Origin of the sequence: Pseudomonas sp. UBA6699 (assembly GCF_002454615.1) — a bacterium.
Lineage (GTDB): Bacteria > Pseudomonadota > Gammaproteobacteria > Pseudomonadales > Pseudomonadaceae > Aquipseudomonas > Aquipseudomonas juntendi.
In genome coordinates this window covers 1-8,458 of the sequence record NZ_DKJF01000062.1, presented here as the reverse complement: position 1 = coordinate 8,458, position 8,458 = coordinate 1, and the positions used below count along the sequence as shown (strand labels likewise).

General features: G+C 62.7%; 7 protein-coding genes. 3 read left to right on the top strand and 4 right to left on the bottom strand.

The window, feature by feature from the left end; translation table 11 throughout:
* Positions 1-27: 27 nt before the first annotated feature.
* The gene (locus B3361_RS12600; protein WP_154211747.1) at positions 28-852 is read right to left on the bottom strand and encodes a 5-methyltetrahydropteroyltriglutamate--homocysteine methyltransferase; all 825 of its coding nucleotides are present in this window, start codon (positions 850-852) and stop codon (positions 28-30) included.
* 224 nt (positions 853-1,076) lie between these two features.
* Between B3361_RS12600 and B3361_RS12595 the strand changes: the two genes are divergently transcribed.
* On the top strand, positions 1,077-2,564 hold the full coding sequence (locus B3361_RS12595) for a methylenetetrahydrofolate reductase C-terminal domain-containing protein (RefSeq protein ID WP_054906236.1): 1,488 nt from the start codon (positions 1,077-1,079) through the stop codon (positions 2,562-2,564).
* On the opposite strand, the gene yjiA is transcribed toward B3361_RS12595, so the two are convergent.
* The 3 genes from yjiA to B3361_RS12580 all read right to left on the bottom strand — a co-directional run bounded on the left by yjiA (position 2,524) and on the right by B3361_RS12580 (position 5,976).
* Entirely contained in the window at positions 2,524-3,501 is a 978-nt protein-coding gene (gene yjiA / locus B3361_RS12590) for a GTPase (RefSeq protein ID WP_054906238.1), read from the bottom strand. The two genes, B3361_RS12595 and yjiA, sit on opposite strands and share 41 nt — an antisense overlap.
* 197 nt (positions 3,502-3,698) lie before the next feature.
* The gene (locus B3361_RS12585) at positions 3,699-3,896 is read right to left on the bottom strand and encodes a YbdD/YjiX family protein (protein ID WP_009682654.1); all 198 of its coding nucleotides are present in this window, start codon (positions 3,894-3,896) and stop codon (positions 3,699-3,701) included.
* A gap of 13 nt (positions 3,897-3,909) precedes the next feature.
* Positions 3,910-5,976: a carbon starvation CstA family protein gene (locus B3361_RS12580; protein ID WP_009682653.1), complete on the bottom strand. Its 2,067-nt coding sequence runs from the start codon at positions 5,974-5,976 to the stop codon at positions 3,910-3,912.
* A 166-nt stretch (positions 5,977-6,142) separates the two neighbouring features.
* On the opposite strand from B3361_RS12580, the gene B3361_RS12575 reads away from it, so the two are divergent.
* Both B3361_RS12575 and B3361_RS12570 read left to right on the top strand, forming a co-directional pair.
* Entirely contained in the window at positions 6,143-6,526 is a 384-nt protein-coding gene (locus B3361_RS12575; protein ID WP_029886891.1) for a PilZ domain-containing protein, read from the top strand.
* 242 nt (positions 6,527-6,768) lie between these two features.
* Positions 6,769-8,289, top strand: a complete 1,521-nt coding sequence (locus B3361_RS12570; protein ID WP_054906235.1) for a nucleobase:cation symporter-2 family protein — start codon at positions 6,769-6,771, stop codon at positions 8,287-8,289.
* Positions 8,290-8,458 lie beyond the last annotated feature (169 nt).

The following is an 8,458-nucleotide window of genomic DNA, read 5'->3' as shown; positions in this document are numbered from 1 at the left end:
GAACAGGCCGGCACAAGCAGCAGATGATCAAGCCGCGACTCGGTACTGCTCCAGCGAGGCGGCCAGCGCAGCCACTTCGCGGCACTTCTGCACAGCCACCTCTACGGTGCCATGCGCCAACGAACAGGCCGGCGCCAGCCACAGTCGCGCCCCCAGGCGCTCATGGGCGTCTTGCAACAGCCCCAGGGCATTGTCCAGTTCGCAAGGCGCGCCATCGCGGCCATCAACTAGCCCCAGCGACAGCACTTTGTAGGCCGGCAGGCGGTCAAGGATGGCCTGATACTGTGCGGGCGCCTGCACCAGATCGATGTGCAGGCCATCGACTGGCAGGTTGGCGGCCAGGCCAAGGTTGCCATCCAGGCCACCGGCGTACGTGGCAATCAACTTCTTCAACGGTGCACGCTGCAGGATGTTGTAGACGCGCTCGAAGGCGTTTTTCCAGTCCTGGGGCAGGTCGTGGGCGAGGATCGGTTCGTCGATCTGGACCCATTCGGCGCCCAGCGCAGCCAAGCGGTTGAGGGCCTGATCATACAAGGGCAGCAGGCGATCGAGCAGTTCCAGCTTGTCGAAGTCGGCGTTGCGGGCCTGGCCCTGCCACAGGTAGGTCAACGGGCCAATCACGACAGGCTTGATGGCATGGCCCAGCGCGTTGGCATGCTTCACCTCTTCGAACAAGGGTTCCCAGTTGAGGACAAATGGCTGGTCATCGGTACCCGGCAGGTGACCACATTGGCCGGTTTCACCGACGGGCAGCAGTTCGATACCGGCGTCTTTCTGCACTTGCCAATGGCGGGCCCGCAGTTCGCGGTCGCCGCCAATGTGTGGAAAGCCCAGGTTGTGTGCCAGTGCCATGTGTCGCCCCTCAGCATGCTCAAATTGATGAGGGGATTTTCCAGTGGATCGTGGGGTTGAGACAAACTCATAAAATTTAAGATGAACCCAAGAAATTCTCATGATCCTGAGGGCGCAGGGGCCGCCCCATGTCTTGTTCAGAGCACCAGCCTGCGCATCCGGACATGACCTCCTGCGCCTTCTGCCGCACAATGCCACCCTGACCATACCAGGTGCCCGGCCTCATGAGCCTGCTGAAAACCGCGCTGCGTGAACACCATTTCGTCTGTGTCATGGAGTTTGTGCCCAAAGCCTCTGCAGAACGCTTCGCTGCGTTGCAAGCGATCATGGACCGTGCGCAGCTGTGCGGCTGGCCAATGACCGTGGCCATCGGCGACCGCGTCGGCAGCCCGCTGGACATGTCGCCGCTGGACGCCCTGGCCTCGTTCGACCGCCCAGTGCCTGCCCTGCCGCATTTCTCCGGCAAGGACCGCGAACGCCACCACTTGCTCGCGCAATTGCAGCGCATGGAGGCGGCCGGCCTCGACCAGTTGCTGCTGCTGACCGGTGACCGTTTGCCTGGGCATGAACCCGGCCAGCGCCCGGTGCGCTACCTGGAGTCGGTGGCCGCGCTGCAGATTGCCCGCCAGGCCTGCCCGCACTGGTTGCTGGGCGCGGCGCTGAACCCATTCAAGTACCACGAGGAAGAAGGCGGCGCGCAGTACTTCAAGGCCGAGAAAAAACTGGCTGCGGGGGCCGACTTCCTCACCTTGCAACTGGGCTTCGACGCAGCCAAACACCAGGAAGCCATGCACTGGATGCGCCGCCAGGCCGCGCCCAAACCCATGCTGGCCTGCCTGATGAGCCTTACCCATGGCCGTGCAGCGATGCTCGACCACGTCGCCGGCGTGACCGTTACCCCCTCCATGCGCGAGATGCTCGAGGCGGAAACGGCGCAGTCCAAGGCTTTTGCCCAGTCGCGCAGCGTTGACCGCCTTGCCTTGCAGATCATCGGTACGAAGCTGATGGGTTACGCGGGCGTGCACCTGTCGGGCATTCATGACCTGAAGCAGCTGCTTGCCCTTGAAGCGCGACTGGCGTACTGGCAAACGCACGTCCACACCCTGGAGCAATGGGCGCCCGCCTGGCAAGCCAGTTGGCAGATGCCGGGGCTGCCGGCAGTCACCTTCCATCCCCCCCAGGCCAACTGGCGCCAGGGCGAATCAAGGGTCGATGCCTCGTTCAAGGAAAAAGCCCGCTACCACCTGATGCATGGCATGCATGGGCTGCTGTTCAGCCGCCGCAACAGCCTGAGCAAGGCGTTTGGCTGGGCGGTGCGCCAGCCACTGTGGACTACCCGCCTTGGCGCACAGGTGCTGCACACCCTGGAGCGCAGTGTTAAGCGCCCGTTGGTTGGCTGTGATACCTGCGGCCGCTGCCGCCTGGAAGACACCTTGTACACCTGCCCGGAAACCTGCCCCAAGGGCCTGGCCAATGGCCCCTGTGGGGGCACCGCGCTCAACCGCTGCGAGTTCGGCGACCGCGAGTGCATCCACAGCATCAAGTACCGCACGGCCAAGGCCGTGGGGCAAACCGCCGTGCTGAGGGAGCGGCTGATCCCCTGCATCGAGGAGCAAACGCGCCACCGCAGCTCGTGGCCGCAGTGGTTCGCGCCACCCTCGCCGCGCCGGGTCAGCCCTCAGCCAGCGCCTCGAACCCAGCCCGAATCGTAGCCTCAGGCAGGTCATCGGCAATGAAGACCATCACGCTTTCGCGGGTTTCGCCTTCGGCCCACTCGGCGTCCCAGTCGAAGCCATACAGCTTGAGCACACCCTGGAACACCAGCTTGCGGTCCTCGCCGGCAATGTTCAGCACGCCCTTGTAACGCAGCAGCTGCTTGCCATGGGTTTCCAGCAAGTCGTTCATGAAGCCGCTGAGGCGGTCGATATCCAACGCGGCTTCGGTACGCAACACCAGGGTGCCGATGCGGTCGGGGGTGGCCGGCTTGAGCACCGGGCGCAGCGAGGGTTTCAGGTTTGCGCCCAGGTCGGGGTTGAGGTTGAAGCCGCGCACGTCCAGCAACTCTGCCAGGTCGATGCAACCGTGCTCGACCACTCGGATCGCCGCCCGCCCGTTGATACGGGCCAGGCGTTCGCGCAGGGCCTGGACCGCAGCCGGCTCGACGAGGTCGGTCTTGCTCAGCAACAGGCGATCGGCAAAGCCAACCTGGGCCTGGGCGATGGTCTGGGTCAGATGCAACTCGGCATGCTTGGCATCGACCAGGGTGATGATGCCGTCGAGGATGTAGCGCTCGCGCAGTTCCTCGTCGATGAAGAAGGTTTGCGCCACCGGCGCCGGGTCGGCCAGGCCGGTGCATTCGATCACCAGGCGGTCGAAGGCGATTTCGCCGGCATCCAGGCGCTCGAGCAGCAGGTACAAGGCGCGGGTCAGGTCGCCATGGATGCTGCAGCACACACAGCCGTTGGCCAGGGTCATCACCTGCACCGGCTGGTCGCCCAGCAACTGGCTGTCGATGCCGGCGTCACTGAATTCGTTTTCGATCACCGCCAGCTTCAGACCATGCTCGGCCTTGAGCATGTGTTTGAGCAAGGTGGTCTTACCGGCACCGAGGAAGCCGGTGAGGATGGTTACGGGAATGGGCGTCTGCACGCAGAACATCTCCTGTGCGGAAAAAACACTGGCCACATCGCCGGCAAGCCAGCTCCCACAGGTACCGCGCAAACCTTGACGCCTGGGCAGTACCTGAAAGAGCGCCCCAAAGGCACCGCACAAACCTGGAGGCCTGTGAAGTGCCTGTGAGAGCTGGCTTGCCAGCGATGAGGCCGGTACAGGTTAACGCTTGAGACTCAACAGCACTTGGGCCCGGACTTGCCGCCATAACGTGCTTCCTGACGTTCGCGGAAGAACTGCTCATACGTCATGACCGGCTTGTCCGGGTGTGTCTTGTGCATGTGCTCGACATAGTTGTCGTAGTCGGGCATGCCGACCATCAGGCGGGCGGCCTGCCCCAGGTACTTACCCAGTCGACCCAGGTCGTTGAACATGACAGCGGTCCTCTCAAGCGTCAGGCAGGGCCTGGAACGGGGTTTCCTTGTCGCTGCGTTCTTTGCGGCCGAGGGCGGCGTAGCCGACCTTGATGGCAAAGAACAGCACACTGAACACCACCAGCAGGAACAGAATGGTCAGGCCGGCGTTGGTGTAGGCGTTGAAGATCACGTGTTGCATCTGCCCGATGTCCTTGGCCGGGGCCAGAACCTGGCCGGCGTCCAAGGCGGTGCTGTATTTCTTGGCCAGGGCCAGGAAACCTACAGCCGGGTTCGGGTCGAACAGCTTGATCAGGCCCGCCGCCGTGGTGCAGATCAGCAGCCAGGCTGCCGGCAGCAGGGTGACCCAGATGTAGCGCTCGCGCTTCATCTTGATCAGGACCACGGTGCCCAGCATCAGGGCAATACCCGCCAGCATCTGGTTGGAGATACCGAACAGTGGCCACAGGGTGTTGATACCGCCCAGCGGGTCGATCACGCCCTGGTACAGCAGGTAACCCCACAACGCTACACAACCGCCGGTGGCCAGCAGGTTGGCACCCCACGACTCGGTGCGTTTCAGGGCTGGTACGAAGCTGCCCAGCAGGTCTTGCAGCATGAAGCGCCCGGCACGGGTACCGGCGTCGACCGCGGTGAGGATGAACAGCGCCTCGAACAGGATCGCGAAGTGGTACCAGAACGCCATGGTGTTTTCACCCGGCAGCACCTGGTGCAGGATCTGCGCGATACCTACCGCCAGCGTGGGTGCACCCCCGGCACGGGCCAGGATGGTGTGCTCGCCAATGTCGCGGGCCACCGCCTCCAGTTGTTCGGGCGTAATCAGGAAGCCCCAGCTGCTCACGGTCTGCGCGACCGACGCCACATCGGCGCCGACCACGGCTGCCGGGCTGTTCATGGCGAAGTACACGCCAGGTTCGATCACCGACGCAGCCACCATGGCCATGATGGCCACGAACGACTCCATCAGCATGCCGCCATAGCCGATGTAGCGGGCGTTGGTTTCGTTATCCAGCAGCTTGGGCGTAGTGCCCGAGGAGATCAGCGCGTGGAAGCCAGACACCGCACCACAGGCAATGGTGATGAACAGGAACGGGAACAGGGTGCCCTTCCATACCGGGCCAGTGCCATCGGTGAACTGGGTCAGCGCCGGCATTTTCAGCTCGGGCATGGTCACCAGGATGCCGATGGCCAGGGCGATGATGGTACCGATCTTGAGGAAGGTCGACAGGTAGTCGCGCGGCGCCAGCACCAGCCACACCGGCAGCACCGCAGCCACGAAACCGTAACCGACCAGCATCCAGGTGATCTGCACGCCGGTGAAGGTGAACGCCGGGCCCCATACCGGATCGGCCGCAATCTGGCCCCCCAGCCAGATCGAGGCCAACAGCAGCACCACGCCGATGATCGAGATTTCACCAATGTGGCCCGGGCGGATGTAGCGCATGTAAATGCCCATGAACATCGCGATCGGGATGGTCGCCATTACCGTGAACATGCCCCATGGGCTTTCGGCCAGGGCCTTGACCACGATCAGCGCCAGCACCGCCAGGATGATGATCATGATCAGGAAGCAGCCGAACAGGGCGATGGTGCCCGGAATGCGGCCCATTTCCTCGCGCACCATGTCGCCCAGCGAGCGGCCATTGCGGCGGGTAGACAGGAACAGGACCATGAAGTCCTGCACTGCACCGGCCAGCACCACACCGGCAATCAGCCACAGCGTGCCGGGCAGGTAGCCCATTTGCGCGGCGAGCACCGGGCCCACCAGTGGGCCAGCGCCGGCGATGGCGGCGAAGTGGTGGCCGAACAGAATGTGTTTGTTGGTCGGAACGTAGTCCAGGCCGTCGTTGTTGAGCACCGCCGGGGTGGCACGGCGCGGGTCGAGTTGCATCACTTTGGTGGCGATGAACAGGCTGTAGTAGCGATAGGCGACCAGGTAGATGGCCACTGCCGCGACCACGATCCACAAGGCATTGATCGCCTCACCGCGACGCAGGGCAACAACACCCAGCGCGCAGGCCCCTATGACTGCCAGCGCCAGCCACGGTATGTGGCGTAGCAGGCTATTATTGTTGTTCATGGTTAGCTTCCAGCTGTTGGATTGGAAAGACCGCCCACCGAGTCTAGGGCGAGTCAGGCGGCATTGCCACACTTGCTTTGGTCTAGAGCCTCTGCGGCCAGATTGCAGTACCTGATGCACAAACCCTTCATCACCCTGATCAGGATGCCACCCGAGGGCCTTACCCATGAGCGATCACGACGAACGTAGGCGTTTCCAGCGAATCTGCTTCGACGCCCCTACCGAACTTCACCAAGGCTCCCGATGCTGGTCGCCCAAGCTGCTGGACATTTCGCTCAAGGGGCTGCTGGTGGAACGCCCGCAGCAATGGGATGCCGACCTGAGCCAGAACTTCGACGCAATCATCACGCTGGACGAGCAAACGCAGGTGACCATGCAGGTCGAACTGCGCCACGAGGAACCGGCCCGGCTTGGTTTCATCTGCCTGTACATCGATGTCGAATCGATGACCCATCTGCACCGTCTTGTGGAATTGAACCTGGGTGACGGCACCAGAATGATGCGTGAGCTGCGCGAATTGATCGAAGAATGGAATCTCTTAGCTAGCTAAGGGCCTTCCCACTTTGTGTTTCCTGTCTACTCAGACAGCTTTAGGGCTGGGTAGCAGGACTTTGTACACACCCCTCTAGTACAGCTTTAGACAAGTTGGTACGGCTCATGCATTGGGTTTTGACACACCCTGATGCCGCACTTGTGCGCGCTCCGATCAAAATATTGTATACAATTCTTGTGGCAATCAATCACGGGAAGTGTCTACAGTAGCGCCACAACAATAAACAGAGAGCCTGCTCCATGACTACGTCCCCTAGCACGTCTCCCGCTCAACGCCCCGAGGACGAAAACCTCGGGCTGGGCGCCAACCTGGCCTATGGTCTGCAACACGTGTTGACCATGTACGGGGGGATCGTCGCGGTGCCCCTGATCCTGGGGCAGGCCGCTGGCCTGAACGGTGGCGAAATCGGCATGCTGATCGCCGCCTCGCTGTTTGCCGGTGGCCTGGCCACCCTGCTGCAGACGTTGGGTCTGCCGTTTTTCGGCTGCCAGCTACCGCTGGTGCAGGGCGTGTCGTTCGCTGGCGTGGCGACCATGGGCGCCATTCTCAGCAGCGAAGGTGGCGGTGGCTTGCCGGGGGTGCTCGGTGCGGTCATGGCGGCATCACTGATCGGCTTTCTGATCACCCCGGTGTTCTCACGCATTACCAAGTTCTTCCCGCCCTTGGTGACCGGTATCGTCATCACCACCATCGGCCTGACCCTGATGCCGGTCGCCGCGCGCTGGGTAATGGGCGGCAACAGCGCTTCGCCCGAGTTCGGCAGCGTGGCCAATATCGGCCTGGCGGCGCTGACCTTTGCCATTGTGCTGCTGCTGAGCAAACTGGGTAGCGCGAGCATCTCGCGGCTGTCGATCCTGCTGGCCATGGTGGTCGGCACATTGATCGCCTGGGCGCTGGGCATGGCCGACTTCAGCAAGGTCACCGAAGGCCCGATGTTCGCCTTCCCCACGCCGTTCCATTTCGGCATGCCCGAGTTTCACATCGCGGCCATCCTGTCGATGTGCATCGTTATCATGGTGACCCTGGTGGAAACCTCGGCCGACATCCTTGCCGTGGGCGAGATCATCGATACCAAGGTCGACTCCAAGCGCCTGGGCAACGGCCTGCGTGCCGACATGGCGTCGAGCATTCTGGCGCCGATCTTCGGCTCGTTCACGCAAAGCGCATTCGCCCAGAACGTCGGCCTGGTGGCCGTTACCGGCGTCAAGAGCCGTTATGTGGTGGCTACCGGTGGCCTGATCCTGGTGGTTCTCGGCCTGCTGCCGATCATGGGCCGGGTCATTGCCGCCGTCCCTACCCCGGTACTGGGCGGTGCAGGCATCGTGCTGTTCGGCACCGTGGCGGCCAGTGGTATCCGCACTTTGTCCAAGGTCAGCTACAAGAACAACGTGAACTTGATCATTGTCGCGGCATCGCTGGGCTTCGGCATGATCCCGATCGCCGCGCCGACCTTCTACCACCACTTCCCGAACTGGTTCGAGACCATTTTCCACTCGGGCATCAGCTCGGCGGCGATCATGGCCATCCTGCTGAACCTGATCTTCAACCACTTCACCACCGGCAACTCGGAAAACCAGTCGGTGTTCGCTGCGGCCTACGAGCGCACCATCCAGTATTCGGACATTTCTGCACTGCGCGATGGCGACTACTTCAAGGATGGCAAGTTGTTCGATGCCGAGGGTAACGAGGTGCCGATGCTGGAGCTGGATGAGCATGGCAATGAAACGGTCAGACGCCCTGCGGCGGTGGCCGAGCATTGAGGGTTGCCTGAGCGGTGAGGTGGGGGGCCGATGCGCATCATCGGCCCCCTTTTTCGTTTGCCTGGGCTGACCCTGTCGCCGGCAAGCCGCACAGGGCTCGCATCAGGGCTCATGGGTGTTTGCCACAAGGTATGCAGCGCCTGTGAGATCGAGCGCCGCCCGCGCGGCG